This is a genomic window from Klebsiella sp. SWET4 (assembly GCF_024296565.1).
GTDB lineage: Bacteria > Pseudomonadota > Gammaproteobacteria > Enterobacterales > Enterobacteriaceae > Klebsiella > Klebsiella variicola.
The window spans coordinates 1199575-1217327 of record NZ_JANCOB010000001.1 but is presented as its reverse complement, the minus strand read 5'-3'; the positions used below and the strand labels follow the sequence as shown (position 1 = coordinate 1217327).

The following is a 17753-nucleotide window of genomic DNA, read 5'->3' as shown; positions in this document are numbered from 1 at the left end:
ATGGATCAGTTTCCTGCAGACGTTACCGCCGAAAGCGCGGCTAACGAATCGCCAGCCAAACGATTTGTCGCTTACGTGATTGAGCGTATCGCGAAAGACAATGGCTTTGCCGCCCGCCTTAAACGAGCGGATAACCCGGCGACCGAGTATCAGAGCTGGGAAATCCTGGCGGGGTTTGGCATTGACCTGGAAAAAGAGTGGCAACGCCTGCCGTACTGCGTCATTGGCGCCGCGCTGGCCAAGGCGAAACCGGCCAGCAATGGTACAACCACTCTGGGGGCCGCCATTGCGGGTTGTTATCCTGATGGCAATCAGTCTGAACAGGCGAAAGCTCGCCTGCGGCGGTTGTTGGCCTGTACATCGACGAGCGAAGCGTGCCGTATTTTGCGCCCGCTGTTGGCATTAATGGCCAGCCGTAGTGTGACACCGGATTTCGCCGGGCTACTCAATGAACTGCAGTGGTTCTCTGGCAGCAGTCGCGAACGGATCCGCGCCCGCTGGGCGCAAGAATTCTATCGTCGTGCCGATGAGACAGCCGGGAATGAGGTGAGGAATCCACATGACTGAACTCTTTGCGAGTGCTTTACATCTTGATCGCGCCGCGGTGAAAGCCCTGAAAATCAGCGATGCCTACTCCCTGCACCGGGTGGTGTACAGCCTGTTTGCTGATGCGCGCACAGACCAGGAGAAGTGCAGTCATATGTCGAGCGGGATTGCCTATGCCGACCAGGGCGGGGATTTTCATGGCCGCAAAGTATTGATCGTCTCTGACAGGCCTCCGGCTGTAAAGGTCGATGGGCTGTATGGTGAGGTTATCAGTAAATCGATTCCGGCTGCCTTTCTCTCCCACTCGCGTTATCGCTTTCAGGTACAGGTGAATCCGGTACGGAAAGATAAGCAAACGGGTAAACGCGTCGCGGTGAAAGGTCGGGCTGATATTGCGCAGTGGTTCATTCAGCGCGCCGCCAGCCGCTGGGGCTTTGAAGTGGATGCGCGGAGCCTGCAGGTTGACGCGGTGGAAGTGCTGCAATTTAAAGATAAAGCCGGCCGCCAGGTAACGCTTGGCAAGGCGACGGTGCAGGGGCTGCTCACCGTCACCGACCGACAGAAGTTCCAGCATAGTTTTCATCATGGCATTGGCAAAGGGCGAGCCTTTGGCTGCGGCCTGCTGCAGATTGTGCCCGTTGTTGATGCGCTTTTTTCCTGATGGTTAAACAATTTATTAAGGATAATCTTATGACTACCCCGTTCAGAAACACCCGTATTGAGTTTCATATTTTGCAGTCTTTCCCGGTGACCTGCCTTAACCGCGATGACGTGGGGGCTCCCAAGTCCGCTATCGTCGGTGGTGTGTCGCGCGCCAGAGTGTCATCGCAGTGCTGGAAGCGCCAGGTTCGTCTGGCGCTGCCAGATTTTGGTATTCGTCTCGGGGTGCGTAGTAAAAAAATTGCTTCATTGCTGGCCAATGCCTGTCGCACAGTAGGGGCGAGCGAAGAACAGGCCACTCACTGCGGTGAGGCGATGGCCGCTTTTTTCTCCGACGATACCCTGTTGTTTCTCAGCGAGGCTGAGGCTGCCGCATTTGCCGCTTATGCGCAGGAAAAAGATTTTGACGCCGAGAGCCTGAAAGACAAAGAACTGGTCAAAGTCGCCAAAAAGGTGGTTAACAATACCCTGGATGCCCTGGATATTGCGCTTTTCGGCCGTATGGTGGCCAAAGCGGCGGATATGAACGTTGAGGCGGCGGCATCGTTCGCGCATGCCATTTCCACCCATAAAGTGAGTAATGAGGTCGAGTTTTTTACCGCCGTGGATGACTGTAAAACGGAGGATGAAAGCGGTTCGGCACATATGGGCAGCCTGGAGTTTAATTCGGCGACCTACTATCGCTATGTCAGCCTGGATCTCGGGCAACTGGCGCAGACGTTGGGTGAGGACGCCGATATAAAAACCGCCGTCGCTGCTTTTGTTAAGGCACTCTATGTCGCCGTCCCCTCAGCCCGACAGACAACGCAGTCCGGAGCCTGCCCGTGGGAATATGCTCGCGTGTTACTGCGTAAAGGTCAGGGTCTGCAGGCTTCATTCGAGCAGCCCGTTAAGAGTCAGGGGGAAGGCTTCTTATCCCCCAGTAAATCGGCGCTCAAAGACTGGTTGCATACAAAAGAAAAACTCTCTGGCTCCTTGTTCGGCAAACAAGGCGATTACGAGTGGGGCGAGGATCTTGACTACAGCATTGACCGCCTGATCGCTGACTTGCAGTCGCATCTGTAATGGACGGTGAAGATGAGCCAAACTACGCACTATATGCTGCTGTGGCTTGAAGGGCCACTGCAGTCCTGGGGGTTCGATTCAAAGTTCGGTGTACGCGATACGCTGAATTTCCCGACCCGCTCGGGGATTCTGGGGCTGATTTGCTGTGCTCGAGGCGCCGCGGGGCCAGAGGTCGAGTGGCTGGCGGAGATGAATAACCTGCCGATGGAGGTTCGCGCCTACGCCCGAACCGACAATCAGGGCCAGCCGCACCTACGTGAGCCGACATTGTGCGACTTCCAGATGGTGGGCAGCGGTTACGATGACAGCGATCCGTGGCAAAGCCTGCTGATCCCTAAAACATCCGATGGAAAGAAAGCCGTAGGGGGGGGAACTAAAATGACCTACCGCTACTACCTCCAGGATGCCGTTTTCGCCGTGGTGATGACGCTTGGCAGTAAGCAGGCTGAGTTATTGCCGGAGGCTTTGCAAAATCCGGTATGGGATTTGTATCTGGGGCGCAAGAGCTGTGTACCTACTGAGCTTATCTACCAGGGTATCTTTGACAGCGCAGAATCGGCCTGGCAGCAGGCACAGAAGTTAGCCGATAGCAAGCAGCGAGCATTGAGCTATACGGTCATTGAAGGGGAAGGGGATGGCGATGTCATCACGCTAAATGATGTCCCGCTGCAGTTCGGTCGACATAAGCGTTACCGGGATCGCCAGGTGACTGTGCTGGAGTTAGGCTAATGGCCCAGGGGGAGAGGCTGTTTGTCAAAGTTACCCGCGAACTCCTGCCTCAGGTAAAAGATAAATATCCTTTTCTCTACCTTGAGCGCGGGCGGCTGGAGATCGATGACAGCAGTGTTAAATGGGTTGATGCGGATGGCAACGTGGTGCCTCTCCCGGTGGCGACCATCAACACGCTGCTGCTTGGCCCCGGGACAACTGTGACTCATGAGGCGATCAAAACCGCAACCGCGGCTAACTGCGCGGTGTGCTGGGTGGGCGAGGATAGTCTGCTGTTTTATGCCGCCGGTTTTTTGCCTACTGCAGATACCCGCAATCTTAAAGCTCAGATGGCGCTGGCCTGCGATGCATCGTCTGCCCTCAAGGTTGCCCGAGGGATGTTTGCTAAACGCTTTCCGGATGCCGATCTGGAGGGTAAAAGTTTAAACAGCATGATGGGCATGGAGGGGAGTCGGGTTCGCGCATTGTATCAGCAAAAAGCGCAGGAGTATGGCGTTGGCTGGAAAGGGCGTCAGTTTACACCAGGCAAGTTTGAACTGAGTGACCTGACAAACCAGGTACTGACATCCACCAACGCCGCCCTGTATGGCATTTTATGCTCGGTTGTGCATGCGATGGGCTATTCGCCGCATATCGGCTTTATCCATTCAGGTAGCCCTTTACCGTTTGTCTATGATTTGGCCGATCTTTACAAAGAGAGGGTCTGTATTGATTTGGCATTTTCACTCTCGAGGGAAATGGTGGGCCGCTACGATAAACACAAAGTCTCTGAGGCATTCAGAAAGCGAGTGATAGCCCTGGATTTGCTCAACCTGATTGCGGCCGATATTAATGAGCTGATGGGAGGAAAAGGTGCTCGTCGTACTGGCAAATGATCTGCCGCCAGCGGTCCGTGGACGAATGAAGCTGTGGTTTGTCGAACCCCGGCCAAATGTGTTCGTCTCAGGCGTCAAAGATTCGGTCGCACAAACCGTTGTTGATTATCTGATGCAGTACACGCCTGTGGAATCGGGCCTGATGCTTTTTCGCAGTATTCCTCAACCGCCTGGCTATGAAATTCGCTACAAGGGGGAGGTCAGAAAGCCGATTATTGAGCTCAGTGGGTTACAGCTGATTATTGAAACCCTAAAACTGTCGTAATACGTGGATATTGTGGTTAAACTCTCGCTCTTTCACAATATGTTGGTGTCTTCCCCACGCACGTGGGGGTGTTTCTGACGAAATTCACCACCTGACCTGCGACGCTCTGTCTTCCCCACGCACGTGGGGGTGTTTCCTCCCGCCAAAGGCAAAGGGGGATATAAATGGCGTCTTCCCCACGCACGTGGGGGTGTTTCTTACCTGTAAAAAAACCGCCCTGCGGCGGCTGCGTCTTCCCCACGCACGTGGGGGTGTTTCTGAAACTTTTGGCTCCCGCCTTTTACAGCGCCGGTCTTCCCCACGCACGTGGGGGTGTTTCCAGAGTTAACGTCGGTTTTGCTGCATCCGGTGCGTCTTCCCCACGCACGTGGGGGTGTTTCTCCCGGCGCGCGATGGCGTGGCCGACATTCTCCGTCTTCCCCACGCACGTGGGGGTGTTTCTTTGTGTACCTTAAACATCTCGGGTCCTTACCTGTCTTCCCCACGCACGTGGGGGTGTTTCCGGGATCAACCCAGGCCATGACATAGCCACTATGTCTTCCCCACGCACGTGGGGGTGTTTCTGCTGGTTGATAACCAGGAGCCGTCCACGGCGGGTCTTCCCCACGCACGTGGGGGTGTTTCCACCTACCCAGGACAGCCGGGACATCATCACCGGTCTTCCCCACGCACGTGGGGGTGTTTCCGTTTACGCGGCGGTCCGACTGAGCCGCCAATTGTCTTCCCCACGCACGTGGGGGTGTTTCCGAAACAGGGTACGCCAGGCGCCTCAGGGAGGAGTCTTCCCCACGCACGTGGGGGTGTTTCCGGCAGGCACTACATCAAAAACCGACTCGCAGTGTCTTCCCCACGCACGTGGGGGTGTTTCTTGCAGGATGGCCTCTCGCCCTCAGAATGGCTGGTCTTCCCCACGCACGTGGGGGTGTTTCTGGATTCCGGTAAGCGAGCGGATGCCGGATGAGGTCTTCCCCACGCACGTGGGGGTGTTTCTTGACTTTTGCAAGACCCTGCTGCGAAAAAGTCGTCTTCCCCACGCACGTGGGGGTGGTTCTATCACGCAGAAAGAGGGTGAGGACGGCCTGCAGTCTTCCCCACGCACGTGGGGGTGTTTCTATTAACGTGTCGGTGACGAATCCGCCGAAGCCGTCTTCCCCACGCACGTGGGGGTGTTTCCGTGAAATACCAGATTCCCGCGCAGCCGCGATAGTCTTCCCCACGCACGTGGGGGTGTTTCCGCCGCTCCCGTCCGGCGTATGCGCCAGCAGGTGTCTTCCCCACACACGTGGGGGTGTTTCCATAGCTGGTTTGCGCGGTGGTAGACACAAAAAGTCTTCCCCACGCACATGGGGCTGTTTCCCCCGCTTTTGAGCACGCGCTGACATTTGTTCTGTCTTCACCATGTACGTGGGGTGTTTCTTGTGAGGGGGCTACCAGCATTGGCGTACTGGAGTCTTCCCTACGCATGTGGGACTTAGCAATAAGCGGAATACTCGTATTAGAATAAATATTTTATAGCCAGCGCAACTAAAATAATTTTTAGCTAATGAAACTGTCGTTTGGGAGAGGTAGGAATATTTTATTGCGATAGAGAAGGGAACTGTTTAAAACAATAACGGCGAATGATTATTATAAAATGAAGGATAGGGAATTCATATGTTTCGACTTTACCAGTCACATGATTTAATATGCCAATTAAATCCTGAAAACTTTCAATATATTTTGACGCCAGCTGGTTCGCTAAGAGAAGCGTGTATACATTACGACCTCTCCTGTGAGGCGAATGGTCACAGCCTCGCTTTTGGCCTACCGAAGGAAATATACAACTCATCTCCACATAAAAGGCCATATGAACGAAGGCAACGTAGCTATGCAGATCCTATCTATGATGAGGTAGAGCACAGGCTACAAATTGGCTGGCTTGTTGGTGTGGATATCTCCAGGTGTTGGAGCAGTGACAGAAATCCATTTTACATCGACGACAATGGCGATTTAATTTTTACCCCTACCGCTTCGTCATACCATGCGTGGTTTAAGGACGAAATTATGAACGCCTACAGGCACACGATTGCCGATCGCCAAGGAAGGAGGCCAGCTCCCACTCAGCGTATACAACACAATTATACTGGCTCAAGAATCGCACCAGCGCCAAAGACACTAAACAGCAAGACCATTGGCCGACTGCTAGCCGCTGGCGGTGTATATAATGGCAACATTGACGGATTCCATGAAACAGCTTTGCAACTAGGTGGTGATGCGCCTGCAGGTTACGACCAGATTATGGACAATAAAGGATTACTCATTGCTGGAGCCTCTTTCACGGCAGGATTAACAATGGGTAGATTGAATCCTTTAAGTGAGTTAGATGAGTTATCGAGTCTCAGTAAAATACCAGCCTTTGAAAGCCCGTATGTAAAGGGCTTCATCTCTGAGAACGGTACGTTAGTGAATGCTGAACACGCCGTTATCGATCCGAAAAAACTCGCGACGTACGCTTTAGATTCAACACATCCTACAGGCGGTCATAAGGCTCGGGTGTTTGAGTCTGCCCTGGGGTACAACCCAACGAATGCGGATGTCTTAGCAGCACGAATTCAGAAGGGCGTATTATCGGCCCCAGCAAAGATATTGCAGACAAACAACTACGGTCAAACAATGGCTGTAGATATGCCAATTTTAGGCGTCAATGGTGAAACGGCGGTCATCCGTACAGGCTGGATGTATGAAACAGATGCGCTCGTTCCTCGCCTGACAACTATTTACGTTAAATAGGGAAATAAACATGAAAAGAGCCGAATTAGACGTTGTGGTTTTAGGTGAGGATTTGCCGAATGAAGGGCTGGTAAAAGGAACGCTTGGTACGATTGTTATGGTTTTTAATACGCCAACAACTGGCTATCTGGTCGAGTTTTGCGACGAGAAAGGAAAAACAATCGCAATGCCAGTTTTATTCCCCGCCCAGCTAAAGCGCTATTTCACGATTGGTAACCTGAAGTCGCTGATGGTGGAAGGTAATTATCCCGTAGCCGACCCTGTAGACCCAGATGTCATGGCAGATTTAATGCACAAAGTCGCGCCTGTTGAATGGGAGGACAAGAAAAGAAGGGTCTATGAGGATATTCAACGACTATTGATTAGTCGGCCGGACTACGCGGATATGTTCAATATTATGGATGGGGGTGAGTACAATGGCATGACATTGTACAGCCTGGTGCAGGCAGAGAACGGTGAACCTGCATGGTCGAATATCTTTGTTCGAAACTTTGATACGCGTATTAACGACATCTATGTCGATCCGAACCTCAATGACAAAGTAGTGATTGGTGAAGAGGGCATGTCCGTGATTGTCTACAGCTTCACAGATGACCGTTTCGAAATCCGCGATAAAGTCTCCTCGGATTATGTCATTGAGTCACATACCCACTTCACCGGACTGTTGTCCGCCCTTATTGAGCCGGTCAGCTGAATCCGAGACATCCATACCTTCAGCGTTTCCCACGGACGTGGGAATTTTTTTCCGCTCGGCTTACCCCGCCAGATGGCACACGGCTTCAATATTATGCCCGTCTGGCGCAATCACAAAGGCGGCGTAGTAACTGGCGTGGTAGTTTGGCCGTACCCCCGGCGCGCCGTTGTCCTTTCCTCCGGCGGCCAGCGCCGCCTGCCAGAAGGCATCGACCTGCTCGCGGCTGTCGGCGCGAAAGGCAATGTGCAGCGGCGCCGGTTTTTCCGTACTTTGATAGAGGCATAGAGAGACATCGCCGCTGCCGGCCAGCTCTGCGCCGTAGCTCGGCTCGCCTTCGCCAACCAGCGTTACGCCAAGCGGGGCCAGGGCCTGTAAAAAGAACGTTTTGCTGGCGGCATAGTCGCTAGCGCCGAATTTCACATGATCGAACATATCTTCTCTTCTCCTGTGGATGGGGATCGCCAGCTGAACGCGTTAGCCGGGAAATAGATGCAAAATAGTTAACAACGGTTATTAACTTTTTTAACAGCTCAAAATGTTTAATTATTCCTAATACGAGTATTTACAGACGTTTAATCTGCCATGTACCATAAACAAAAAATAACATTTGTGATACAAGTCACTCTTTTATGGCGCATGGGTAAGCTCAGCGCGGTGTGAATGCCGCTGGTTTACCGCCTCAAGGTTATGGCAGCACCCTTCTCACGATGACATTCCGGTGAATTTCTCTCCGATTTCCCGCGTTTCGTTGAGAATCGTCTACTATCCAAACGATAACCCTATAAATGATATCGCCTCTGGCGATGTTTTATCCGACTTGCCGGGCCGGGCCAGACGCTAAGCGGTTTGAAAGCGCAATGGTATCGGTTCCAGCACGACATTCACTGGGTTTGTCTGCGACAAAAACAGTAATTTTCAATGACAGGAATGTGATGATGTCGAGCGAGAAAACCAATAATTCCAGGCGTGATTTCCTGGTGAAATCGATGGCGCTGATCCCGACGGTGGTGATCGGCGGCGCGGGAGCAGGGGCCATTGGCGTGGCCACCAGCGCGACCGCGCAGGCGGCCCCCGCGTCTGAGCCTGCTTCCGGGAACACGGCGGCGGCCAGCGACTGGAAGCCGCAGTTCTTCAACGATCGTGAGTGGGCGTTTATCAACGCCGCCGTCGCTCGCTTAATCCCGGCGGATGAACTCGGTCCCGGCGCCAAAGAGGCCGGCGTCCCGGAGTTTATCGACCGCCAGCTCAATACCCCCTACGCCACCGGCTCCATCTGGTATATGCAGGGGCCCTTCAACCCCGACGTGCCGAAAGAGATGGGTTATCAGCTGCCGCTGGTGCCTAAACAGATCTATAACCTCGGGATCGCTGATGCCGAGGCGTGGTGCCAGGACAAATATCATAAAACCTTCGCTGAACTGAGCAGCGAGCAGCAGGACGAGGCGCTCGGCCTGTGGGAATCCGGCAAAGCCGAGTTTAAACAGCTGCCGGCCTCGCTGTTCTTCACCTATCTGCTGCAAAACACCCGTGAAGGGTTCTTCAGCGACCCGATCCATGGCGGGAATAAAGGCATGGTCGGCTGGACGCTGATTAATTTTCCCGGCGCGCGCGCCGACTTTATGGACTGGGTTGAACGGGGCGAACGCTACCCCTTCCCGCCGGTATCAATTAATGGGGAGAGGGCGTAATCATGGCCACCGTATTGAAAAAAACCGATGTCGCGATCGTCGGCTTCGGCTGGGTTGGGGCAATCATGGCCAAAGAGCTGACCGAAGCCGGGCTCAACGTCGTCGCGCTGGAGCGCGGCCCGATGCGCGACACCTGGCCGGATGGCGCCTATCCGCAGGTGATTGATGAGCTGACCTACAACATCCGCCGCAAGCTGTTCCAGGATCTGTCGAAAAGCACTGTCACCATCCGGCATAACACCAGCCAGCAGGCGGTGCCGTATCGCCAGCTGGCGGCCTTCCTGCCGGGTACCGGCGTGGGCGGTGCCGGGCTGCACTGGTCCGGCGTCCATTTCCGCGTCGATCCCATCGAACTGCGGATGCGCAGTCACTATGAAGAACGCTACGGCAAAAACTTCATTCCCCAGGATATGATCATCCAGGATTTCGGTGTCACCTACGACGAGCTGGAACCGTTCTTCGATAAAGCGGAAAAAGTGTTCGGCACCTCCGGGACCGCCTGGTCGATCAAAGGCAAGGTGGTCGGCAAAGGCCGCGGCGGCAACGCCTTCGCCCCGGACCGCTCAGACGACTTCCCGCTGCCGGCGCAGAAAAACACCTGGTCGGCGCAGCTGTTTGAAAAAGCGGCGCTGGAAGTGGGGTATCACCCCTATAACCTGCCGTCGGCCAACACTTCCGACTCCTATACCAACCCCTACGGCGCGCAGATGGGCCCGTGCAACTTCTGCGGTTTCTGCAGCGGCTACGCCTGCTACATGTACTCCAAAGCCTCGCCGAACGTGAACATCCTGCCGGCGCTGCGCCAGGAAAAACGCTTTGAGCTGCGGACCAACGCCAACGTGCTGAAGGTCAACCTGACCGACGACAAATCCCGCGCCACCGGCGTGACCTACGTCGACGGCCAGGGGCGCGAAATGGAACAGCCGGCGGACCTGGTGATTATCGGCGCCTTCCAGTTCCACAACGTGCACCTGATGCTGCTCTCCGGGATCGGCAAACCGTACAATCCGGAGACCGGCGAAGGGGTGGTGGGGCGTAACTTCGCCTACCAGAACATGACCACCATCAAGGCCATTTTCGACAAAGGCACTTATACCAACCCGTTTATCGGCGCGGGCGGCAACGGCGTCGGGGTCGACGACTTCAACGCCGACAACTTCGACCACGGCGCGGCGGGCTTTGTCGGCGGTTCGCCATTCTGGGTCAACCAGGCCGGGACCAAGCCCATCTCCGGTTTCCCGGTACCACCGGGCACCCCGGCGTGGGGCAGCAAGTGGAAAGCGGCGGTTGCCGATACCTACACCCATCACCTGTCGATGGATGCCCACGGCGCGCACCAGTCCTATCGGCAGAACTACCTCGATCTTGATCCGAACTACAAAAACGTCTTCGGCCAGCCGCTGCTGCGCATGACCTTCGACTGGCAGGAAAACGACATCAAGATGGCGCAGTTTATGTTCGATAAGATGGCGCCGATCGCCAAAGCGATGAAGCCGAAATATATCCTCGGCAGCCCGAAAAACGCCAACAGCCATTTTGATACCACCACCTACCAGACCACCCATATGAACGGCGGGGCGGTGATGGGGGAAGATCCGAAAACCAGCGCCGTTAACCGTTATCTGCAAAGCTGGGACGTGCATAATGTCTTCGTCATCGGCGCCTCCGCGTTCCCGCAGGGGCTGGGCTACAACCCAACCGGCACGGTGGCCGCGCTGGCCTACTGGTCAGCGAAGGCGATCCGCGAGCAGTATCTGAAAAATCCGGGACCCCTGGTGCAGGCATAAAGGAAGGCAGATGATGAAAATGCAATGGTTATCGGCCCTGGTGCTTGGGGCATTGAGCTGCGCGGCTTTTGCCGAAGAGGCGCCTGCGGACAGCAATCTGATTAAGCAGGGGGAGTATCTGGCGCGGGCGGGGGACTGTGTCGCCTGCCACACCAACGGCAAAACGGGGAAACCTTTCGCCGGCGGTCTGCCGATGGAGACGCCGATCGGCACCATCTACTCCACCAATATCACGCCGGATAAAGAACACGGCATCGGCGGGTACACCTTCGAAGAGTTCGACGACGCGGTGCGCAAGGGCGTGCGGAAAGACGGTTCCACGCTCTATCCGGCGATGCCGTATCCCTCGTTCGCGCGGATCAGTGAAGCGGACATGCGCGCCATGTACGCCTACTTTATGCATGGCGTGGAACCGGTGAATGCCGCCAACAAGGACACCGACATCCCGTGGCCGCTGTCGATGCGCTGGCCGCTGGCGTTCTGGCGCGGTATCTTCGCCCCGACGCCGAGCGACTTTGTCGCCAACCCGCAGGTTGACCCGGTGCTGGAGCGCGGCCGCTATCTGGTGGAAGGCCTGGGCCACTGCGGTGCCTGCCATACCCCGCGCAGTCTGACGATGCAGGAAAAAGCGCTCAGCGAAAGCGAAGGCGATGATTACCTGGCGGGCAGCAATGCGCCGATTGACGGCTGGGTCGCCTCCAGCCTGCGCGGCGAAAACCGCGACGGTCTGGGGACCTGGAGCGAGGCTGAGCTGGCCGAGTTCCTGAAAACCGGACGCAACGATAAATCGGTGGTCTTCGGCGGCATGAGCGATGTGGTGGAGCACAGTCTGCAGTATCTTTCTGATGACGACATCACCGCCATCGCCCGCTATCTGAAGTCGCTCCCGCCGCGCGGCGGCAAACAGACCCCAGCCCCGGTGGAAGACAGCGTGGCGAAAGATCTGTGGAAGGGTAACGACAGTAAAACCGGCGCCGCGCTGTACGTTGATAACTGCGCCGCCTGCCACCGCACCGACGGCGCGGGCTATAAACGCGCCTTCCCGTCGCTGAAGGGCAACCCGGTGGTACAGACCGAAGATGCCACTTCGCTTATCCATATCGTTCTGACCGGGAGCACCACGCCGGCGGTGAAAGATGCGGTCTCCAACCTGACCATGCCGTCGTTCGGCTGGCGTCTGGACGACCAGCAGGTGGCGGATGTGGTCAACTTCATCCGCACCAGTTGGGGCAACAATGCGCCGGCGGTCAGCGCCAGCGATGTGGCGAAGGTGCGTAAGGAGACCGCAGCGCACGATGAGAAGGCGTTAGGCAACGCCGATATCTCGAAGCTGCCGGGGGCCGGACAGTAATCGTCAGGGTTGCGTCGCCCGCGCGGCGCAACCCATACTTAGCCACGACGTAAAATACTGTCTGAATCAAGGAGTTTGCCTTCATGCTGCATGCAGAGCGACTGACCTGCATCGTTGACGATCGACCGCTATTTGCGGCGCTGACGCTGTCCCTCGCTGCCGGCGAGCTGCTGCAGGTCGCCGGTGATAACGGCGCGGGGAAAACCTCGCTGCTGCGGATCCTTTGCGGCCTGGCGCGCCCGGAAAGCGGGGTGGTGAGCTGGCAGGGGCAGCCGCTGGCGAAGGTCCGGGAGTCATTTCATCGTCAGTTGCTGTGGCTGGGCCATAAACCCGGCGTCAACGCGGCGCTGACCGCCGATGAAAACCTGCGTTTCTTCTTTCCATCCAGCCGCCTTCAGCAGCGGGAAAGCGCCCTCGCCGCCGTCGGCCTGGCGGGCTATGAAGACCTCCCCTTGAGCCAGCTCTCCGCCGGGCAGCAGCGGCGGGTGGCGCTGACCCGCCTGTGGTTAACCGACGCGCCGCTGTGGATCCTCGATGAGCCGTTCACCGCGCTCGACGCCACGGCGATGGAAACCCTGACCCGCCGCCTGGAGCAGCACGCCCGGCAGGGGGGAAGCGCGATCCTCACGACTCATCAGCCGCTGCGGCCGCTGCGCTGTCCGTTGCGCACCCTGCGCCTCGGCGGCGACGCGGGAGGCGGGCAATGATGCGAGCGCTGTTGGCCCGGGAACTGCGCCTGGCGTGGCGCAGCGGGGCTGAGATCCTCAATCCGCTCTGGTTCTTTCTGATCGTCATCACCCTGTTTCCGTTCGGCGTCGGCGCCGCGCCACAGCTGCTGGCGCAGATTGCGCCGGGCGTGGTGTGGGTCGCCGCGCTGCTGGCGGCGCTGCTGGTGATGGATCGGTTGTTTCGCGACGACTGGCAGGACGGTTCCCTGGAGCAACTGATGCTCCTGCCGACGCCGCTGGTGGCGGTTGTGCTGGTGAAGGTGGTTGCCCACTGGATGATGAGCGGCCTGCCGCTGCTGATCGTCTCGCCGCTGGCGGCGCTGCTGCTGGGGATGAGTCTGCACGATGCCGGCGTGCTGGCGCTGACCTTGCTGCTCGGCACCCCGACGCTCAGTTTTCTCGGCGCGGTGGGGGTTGGCCTGACGGTCGGCCTGAAGCGCGGCGGCGTCCTGCTGAGCCTGCTGGTGCTGCCGCTGGCGGTGCCGCTGCTGATTTTCGCCACCGCGGCCTGCCAGGCGGCAGCGGCCGGGCTCCCGGTCAGCGGCTATCTGGCGATGCTGGCGGCGTTCTTAACCGCCAGCGCCACCCTGTGCCCGTTCGCCACCGCCGCCGCGCTGCGGCTGACCGTGCAATAATTCGCTGCGCCTGCGGGCGCGGCCATCATAACCGTGTGAGTAAGCGTCTATGTGGAAAGCGTTACATCAACTGGCAATCCCCGAGCGGCTGTACCGCCTGTGCGGATGCTGGATCCCCTGGCTGGCGGCGTTGAGCGCGCTGTTGCTGGTCATCGGCCTGGGGTGGGGCTTTGGCTTCGCCCCCGCGGACTATCAGCAGGGGGAAAGCTATCGGATCATGTACCTTCACGTCCCGGCGGCGATGTGGTCGATGGGGCTGTACCTGGCGATGGCCGTCGCGGCCTTCGTCGGGGTGGTCTGGCAGATCAAAATGGCCGACCTGGCGATCGCCGCCCTGGCGCCGGTGGGGGCGGTCTGCACCCTGGTGGCACTGGTCAGCGGCGCGGCATGGGGTAAGCCGATGTGGGGAACCTGGTGGATCTGGGACGCCCGCCTGACCTCAGAGCTGGTGCTGCTGTTTCTGTACGCCGGAGTCATCGCCCTGTGGCACGCCTTTGACGACCGGCGGCTGGCCGGGCGCGCGGCGGGGATCCTCGTCCTGGTCGGGGTGGTCAATCTGCCCATCATTCATTACTCAGTCTACTGGTGGAACACCCTGCACCAGGGCTCGACCAACCTGCAGCAAACCATCGACCCAAGCATGCGTCTGCCGCTGCGGATCTGCATCTTTGCCTTCCTCATGCTGTCGGTCACGCTGACCCTGATGCGCCTGCGTAACCTGATCCTGCAGCTGGAGCGTCGTCGACCGTGGGTGGTGGCGCTGGTGAATAAAGGAGTTGCCCGATGAGCCCCGCTTTTTCGTCTTTCGCCGCCTTCCTGGATATGGGCGGCTATGCCGTGTACGTCTGGCTGGCGGTGGCCGTGGGGGTCGCCGCCTTTGGCTTGCTGACGGTGCATACCCTGTGGGCGCGGCGGGCGGTGTTCCATGAGGTACGACGCCAGCAGGCGCGCGAGCGGCGGATCGCTGCCGCCCGCGAACACGACAAGGAGGCCGCGGATGCAAGCGCGTCGTAAAACCCGGCTGTATATCGTGCTGGCGGTGCTCGCCGGCCTCGGGCTGACCGTCAGCCTGACGCTGTACGCCCTTAGCAGCAATATCGATCTGTTCTACACCCCGGGGGAAATTATCTACGGCAAAACGGAAACCCGGGCGCTGCCCCATACCGGGCAGCGGCTGCGGGTGGGGGGCTACGTTCAGCCGGGCTCCCTGCAGCGCGACCCGCAAACCCTCGACGTGCGCTTTAAGCTGTATGACGCCCGCGGGGTCGTGGACGTCAGCTATAAGGGCATTCTGCCGGACCTGTTCCGTGAGGGTCAGGGCGTGGTGGCCCAGGGCGTACTGGACGGCGAGCGGCATATTACCGCCCAGCAGGTGCTGGCCAAACATGATGAAAATTACACGCCGCCGGAGGTGAAAAACGCCATGACGCCGGAGAAAACGAGGGCGCAGCCATGATGCCGGAGCTGGGCAACTTTTTACTGTGTCTGGCGGCGGGGCTGGCGCTGCTCCTGAGCATCTATCCCCTGTGGGGCGCGGCGCGGCAGGATCGGCGGCTGATGGCCCTGGCCCGGCCGCTGGCCTGCGGGCTGTTCGCCTGTATCGGCGTCGCCTTCCTGCTGCTGGTGCACGCCTTTGTGGTCAATGACTTTACCGTCCGCTACGTGGCGGAAAACTCCAACAGCGCGCTGCCGGTGTGGTATCGGGTGGCGGCGACCTGGGGGGCGCACGAGGGCTCGCTGCTGCTGTGGGTCCTGCTGCTCAGCGTCTGGACCTTCGCCGTCGCCATCTTCAGCCGCCGGATGCCGCTCGACGCCGTCGCCCGGGTGCTGGCGGTGATGGGGATGATCGCCTTTGGGTTCCTGCTGTTTATCCTCTTTACCTCCAACCCGTTCAGCCGCGGCCTGCCGCAGTACCCCATTGATGGCCGCGACCTCAATCCGCTGTTGCAGGATATCGGCATGATTTTCCATCCGCCGATCCTCTATATGGGTTACGTCGGCTTCTCGGTGGCTTTCGCCTTTGCCATCGCCTCGCTGCTGGCGGGGCGGCTGGATACTGCCTGGGCGCGCTGGTCGCGTCCCTGGACCCAGGCGGCATGGATGTTCCTCACCCTAGGCATCGTGCTGGGCTCGGCGTGGGCTTACTACGAACTGGGCTGGGGCGGGTGGTGGTTCTGGGATCCGGTGGAAAACGCCTCGTTTATGCCGTGGCTGGTGGGGACCGCGCTGCTGCACTCCCTGGCGGTGACCGAGAAGCGCGGCAGCTTCCGCGCCTGGACGGTGCTGCTGGCCATCGCCGCCTTCTCTCTGTGTCTGCTGGGCACCTTCCTGGTGCGCTCCGGGGTGCTGGTCTCGGTGCATGCCTTCGCCTCGGATCCGTCACGCGGGCTGTTTATTCTGGTACTGCTGATTGTCGCCATCGGCGGATCGCTGCTGCTGTACGCCCTGAAGGGCGGCCGGGTGCGGGCGCGGGTGGAACATACGCTGTGGTCGCGCGAGTCGTTCCTGCTTGGCAACAATATCTTGCTGATGGCCGCGATGCTGGTGGTGCTCCTCGGGACGTTGTTGCCGCTGGTGCATAAAGAGCTGGGCCTCGGCAGCATCTCCATTGGCGAGCCGTTCTTCAATACCATGTTCACCGCCCTGATGGCGCCTTTTGCGCTGCTGCTGGGGCTGGGACCGCTGATCCGCTGGCGGCGCGATGACGTCGCCAGGCAGATTAAGCGCCTGATTATCGCCCTGGTGGTGACGTTGTCACTTTCTCTGGCGCTGCCGTGGCTGCTGCAGGACCGTATCACCGCCATGGCGGTCATCGGCCTGATGATGGCCCTGTGGGTGCTGATCTTCGCCCTGATGGAGGTTCACGAACGGGCCACCCATCGCCACGGCTTCTGGCGCGGCCTGCGCACTCTGACCCGCAGCCAGTGGGGGATGGTGCTCGGTCACGTTGGCGTGGCGGTGACCGTTATCGGCATCACCTTCAGCCAGAACTACAGCGTGGAGCGCGATGTACGGATGCGCCCCGGCGACAGCATTGATATCCATCACTATCACTTTGTGTTTAACGGCGTGCGCAATATCGTCGGCCCCAACTGGACCGGCGGCGAAGGCATTATTGCCGTGACCCGCAGCGGCCGCCCGGAAGCGACGCTGTATGCCGAGAAGCGCTTTTACACCGCCAGCCGGATGATGATGACCGAGGCGGCGATCAGCGGCGGGCTGACCCGCGATCTGTACGCCGCGCTGGGGGAAGAGTTGAGCGACGGCAGCTGGGCGGTGCGTCTGTACTATAAACCGTTCGTTCGCTGGATCTGGTACGGCGGGGTACTGATGGCCCTCGGCGGTCTGTGCTGCATGCTCGACCCGCGCTACCGGATGCGTAAGAAGCTGCAGGAGGCCTCATGAACCGGAAGCTACTGTTTATCCCGCTGGTGCTGTTTCTGGCACTGGCCGCTGCGCTGTTCTGGCAACTGATGCGCAACGCCGATGGCGATGACCCGACGACCCTCGAGTCGGCGCTGATTGGCAAACCGCTGCCGGAATTTCGCCTTGAAGCGCTGAATACCCCCGGCCAGACGCTGGACCGGCGCACGCTGATTGACGGCAAGCCGCTGCTGCTTAACGTCTGGGCCACCTGGTGTCCAACCTGTCGCGCCGAGCATCAGTTTCTCAACGGCCTGGCGCAGCAGGGCGTGCGGGTGGTGGGGATGAACTACAAAGACGATCGGCAGAAGGCGATGAGCTGGCTGCAGCGCCTGGGGAACCCGTACATGCTGAGCCTGTACGATGGCAACGGCATGCTTGGCCTGGATCTCGGGGTCTATGGCGCGCCGGAGACGTTTCTCATCGACGGTCAGGGCATCATCCGCTGGCGGCACGCCGGCGACCTGAACGAACGGGTGTGGCGCGAGGAGCTCCAGCCGCTGTGGGATCAATACAACCGGAGGGCGGGCTGATGAGA

19 protein-coding genes and 1 CRISPR repeat array are annotated in these 17753 nt (G+C 58.6%); of the genes, 18 read left to right on the top strand and 1 reads right to left on the bottom strand.

Annotated features, from left to right (window positions below; genetic code table 11):
- The 8 genes from casB (at position 1) to NKJ21_RS06290 (ending at position 7603) form a co-directional block, all read left to right on the top strand.
- Positions 1–567 (top strand): type I-E CRISPR-associated protein Cse2/CasB, encoded by a 567-nt coding sequence (casB, locus tag NKJ21_RS06325; protein ID WP_180233923.1) that lies wholly within the window; start codon positions 1–3, stop codon positions 565–567.
- A complete protein-coding gene (gene cas6e / locus NKJ21_RS06320; RefSeq protein ID WP_232756860.1) occupies positions 560–1207 on the top strand; it encodes a type I-E CRISPR-associated protein Cas6/Cse3/CasE in 648 nt (215 codons plus the stop codon). Before casB ends, cas6e begins: the two co-directional genes overlap by 8 nt.
- A 29-nt stretch (positions 1208–1236) precedes the next feature.
- On the top strand, positions 1237–2271 hold the full coding sequence (gene cas7e, locus NKJ21_RS06315; protein WP_232756859.1) for a type I-E CRISPR-associated protein Cas7/Cse4/CasC: 1035 nt from the start codon (positions 1237–1239) through the stop codon (positions 2269–2271).
- 12 nt (positions 2272–2283) lie between these two features.
- Positions 2284–3000 carry a type I-E CRISPR-associated protein Cas5/CasD gene (gene cas5e, locus NKJ21_RS06310; protein ID WP_232756858.1) on the top strand — a complete coding sequence of 239 codons (717 nt, stop codon included), beginning with the start codon at positions 2284–2286 and terminating at the stop codon, positions 2998–3000.
- Positions 3000–3875 (top strand): type I-E CRISPR-associated endonuclease Cas1e, encoded by an 876-nt coding sequence (cas1e, locus tag NKJ21_RS06305; protein WP_232756857.1) that lies wholly within the window; start codon positions 3000–3002, stop codon positions 3873–3875. The genes cas5e and cas1e overlap by 1 nt, the downstream gene beginning before the upstream one ends.
- Positions 3853–4140 (top strand): type I-E CRISPR-associated endoribonuclease Cas2e, encoded by a 288-nt coding sequence (gene cas2e / locus NKJ21_RS06300; protein WP_071993256.1) that lies wholly within the window; start codon positions 3853–3855, stop codon positions 4138–4140. The genes cas1e and cas2e overlap by 23 nt, the downstream gene beginning before the upstream one ends.
- A 47-nt stretch (positions 4141–4187) precedes the next feature.
- Positions 4188–5557: a CRISPR direct-repeat array (repeat unit 28 nt; unit sequence GTCTTCCCCACGCACGTGGGGGTGTTTC).
- A 236-nt stretch (positions 5558–5793) separates the two neighbouring features.
- Positions 5794–6909, top strand: a complete 1116-nt coding sequence (locus NKJ21_RS06295; protein ID WP_232756856.1) for a DUF6883 domain-containing protein — start codon at positions 5794–5796, stop codon at positions 6907–6909.
- A 10-nt stretch (positions 6910–6919) separates the two neighbouring features.
- Positions 6920–7603 carry a YrhA family protein gene (locus tag NKJ21_RS06290; RefSeq protein ID WP_012967960.1) on the top strand — a complete coding sequence of 228 codons (684 nt, stop codon included), beginning with the start codon at positions 6920–6922 and terminating at the stop codon, positions 7601–7603.
- 60 nt (positions 7604–7663) lie between these two features.
- On the opposite strand, the gene NKJ21_RS06285 is transcribed toward NKJ21_RS06290, so the two are convergent.
- Positions 7664–8035 carry a VOC family protein gene (locus NKJ21_RS06285; RefSeq protein WP_012967961.1) on the bottom strand — a complete coding sequence of 124 codons (372 nt, stop codon included), beginning with the start codon at positions 8033–8035 and terminating at the stop codon, positions 7664–7666.
- A 500-nt stretch (positions 8036–8535) separates the two neighbouring features.
- Between NKJ21_RS06285 and NKJ21_RS06280 the strand changes: the two genes are divergently transcribed.
- The 10 genes from NKJ21_RS06280 (at position 8536) to NKJ21_RS06235 (ending at position 17748) form a co-directional block, all read left to right on the top strand.
- Positions 8536–9291, top strand: a complete 756-nt coding sequence (locus NKJ21_RS06280) for a gluconate 2-dehydrogenase subunit 3 family protein (RefSeq protein WP_004175724.1) — start codon at positions 8536–8538, stop codon at positions 9289–9291.
- 2 nt (positions 9292–9293) lie between these two features.
- A complete protein-coding gene (locus NKJ21_RS06275) occupies positions 9294–11078 on the top strand; it encodes a GMC family oxidoreductase (RefSeq protein WP_044613439.1) in 1785 nt (594 codons plus the stop codon).
- Positions 11079–11088: 10 nt separating this feature from the next.
- Positions 11089–12429 carry a cytochrome c gene (locus NKJ21_RS06270; protein WP_016161257.1) on the top strand — a complete coding sequence of 447 codons (1341 nt, stop codon included), beginning with the start codon at positions 11089–11091 and terminating at the stop codon, positions 12427–12429.
- Positions 12430–12512: 83 nt separating this feature from the next.
- Entirely contained in the window at positions 12513–13136 is a 624-nt protein-coding gene (gene ccmA, locus NKJ21_RS06265; RefSeq protein WP_012541448.1) for a cytochrome c biogenesis heme-transporting ATPase CcmA, read from the top strand.
- Positions 13133–13792: a heme exporter protein CcmB gene (gene ccmB / locus NKJ21_RS06260; protein ID WP_012967964.1), complete on the top strand. Its 660-nt coding sequence runs from the start codon at positions 13133–13135 to the stop codon at positions 13790–13792. The genes ccmA and ccmB overlap by 4 nt, the downstream gene beginning before the upstream one ends.
- A gap of 49 nt (positions 13793–13841) precedes the next feature.
- Positions 13842–14579, top strand: coding sequence for a heme ABC transporter permease (locus tag NKJ21_RS06255; RefSeq protein ID WP_012541450.1), 738 nt, complete (start codon positions 13842–13844; stop codon positions 14577–14579).
- Positions 14576–14806, top strand: coding sequence for a heme exporter protein CcmD (gene ccmD, locus NKJ21_RS06250; RefSeq protein WP_254732777.1), 231 nt, complete (start codon positions 14576–14578; stop codon positions 14804–14806). Before NKJ21_RS06255 ends, ccmD begins: the two co-directional genes overlap by 4 nt.
- Entirely contained in the window at positions 14790–15248 is a 459-nt protein-coding gene (gene ccmE, locus NKJ21_RS06245; protein ID WP_046882375.1) for a cytochrome c maturation protein CcmE, read from the top strand. The genes ccmD and ccmE overlap by 17 nt, the downstream gene beginning before the upstream one ends.
- A complete protein-coding gene (locus NKJ21_RS06240; protein WP_254732775.1) occupies positions 15245–17197 on the top strand; it encodes a heme lyase CcmF/NrfE family subunit in 1953 nt (650 codons plus the stop codon). Before ccmE ends, NKJ21_RS06240 begins: the two co-directional genes overlap by 4 nt.
- The gene (locus NKJ21_RS06235; protein ID WP_008804532.1) at positions 17194–17748 is read left to right on the top strand and encodes a DsbE family thiol:disulfide interchange protein; all 555 of its coding nucleotides are present in this window, start codon (positions 17194–17196) and stop codon (positions 17746–17748) included. Before NKJ21_RS06240 ends, NKJ21_RS06235 begins: the two co-directional genes overlap by 4 nt.
- Positions 17749–17753: the final 5 nt, after the last annotated feature.

Coding starts and splice junctions, on each gene's coding strand:
- cas7e (WP_232756859.1), top strand. CDS start 1,237: ATGACTACCCCGTTCAGAAACACCCGTATTGAGTTTCATATTTTGCAG.
- cas5e (WP_232756858.1), top strand. CDS start 2,284: ATGAGCCAAACTACGCACTATATGCTGCTGTGGCTTGAAGGGCCACTG.
- NKJ21_RS06295 (WP_232756856.1), top strand. CDS start 5,794: ATGTTTCGACTTTACCAGTCACATGATTTAATATGCCAATTAAATCCT.
- ccmE (WP_046882375.1), top strand. CDS start 14,790: ATGCAAGCGCGTCGTAAAACCCGGCTGTATATCGTGCTGGCGGTGCTC.
- NKJ21_RS06290 (WP_012967960.1), top strand. CDS start 6,920: ATGAAAAGAGCCGAATTAGACGTTGTGGTTTTAGGTGAGGATTTGCCG.
- NKJ21_RS06280 (WP_004175724.1), top strand. CDS start 8,536: ATGATGTCGAGCGAGAAAACCAATAATTCCAGGCGTGATTTCCTGGTG.
- NKJ21_RS06270 (WP_016161257.1), top strand. CDS start 11,089: ATGATGAAAATGCAATGGTTATCGGCCCTGGTGCTTGGGGCATTGAGC.
- cas6e (WP_232756860.1), top strand. CDS start 560: ATGACTGAACTCTTTGCGAGTGCTTTACATCTTGATCGCGCCGCGGTG.
- cas1e (WP_232756857.1), top strand. CDS start 3,000: ATGGCCCAGGGGGAGAGGCTGTTTGTCAAAGTTACCCGCGAACTCCTG.
- ccmB (WP_012967964.1), top strand. CDS start 13,133: ATGATGCGAGCGCTGTTGGCCCGGGAACTGCGCCTGGCGTGGCGCAGC.
- NKJ21_RS06275 (WP_044613439.1), top strand. CDS start 9,294: ATGGCCACCGTATTGAAAAAAACCGATGTCGCGATCGTCGGCTTCGGC.
- NKJ21_RS06235 (WP_008804532.1), top strand. CDS start 17,194: ATGAACCGGAAGCTACTGTTTATCCCGCTGGTGCTGTTTCTGGCACTG.
- ccmD (WP_254732777.1), top strand. CDS start 14,576: ATGAGCCCCGCTTTTTCGTCTTTCGCCGCCTTCCTGGATATGGGCGGC.
- NKJ21_RS06240 (WP_254732775.1), top strand. CDS start 15,245: ATGATGCCGGAGCTGGGCAACTTTTTACTGTGTCTGGCGGCGGGGCTG.
- casB (WP_180233923.1), top strand. CDS start 1: ATGGATCAGTTTCCTGCAGACGTTACCGCCGAAAGCGCGGCTAACGAA.
- NKJ21_RS06255 (WP_012541450.1), top strand. CDS start 13,842: ATGTGGAAAGCGTTACATCAACTGGCAATCCCCGAGCGGCTGTACCGC.
- ccmA (WP_012541448.1), top strand. CDS start 12,513: ATGCTGCATGCAGAGCGACTGACCTGCATCGTTGACGATCGACCGCTA.
- NKJ21_RS06285 (WP_012967961.1), bottom strand. CDS start 8,035: ATGTTCGATCATGTGAAATTCGGCGCTAGCGACTATGCCGCCAGCAAA.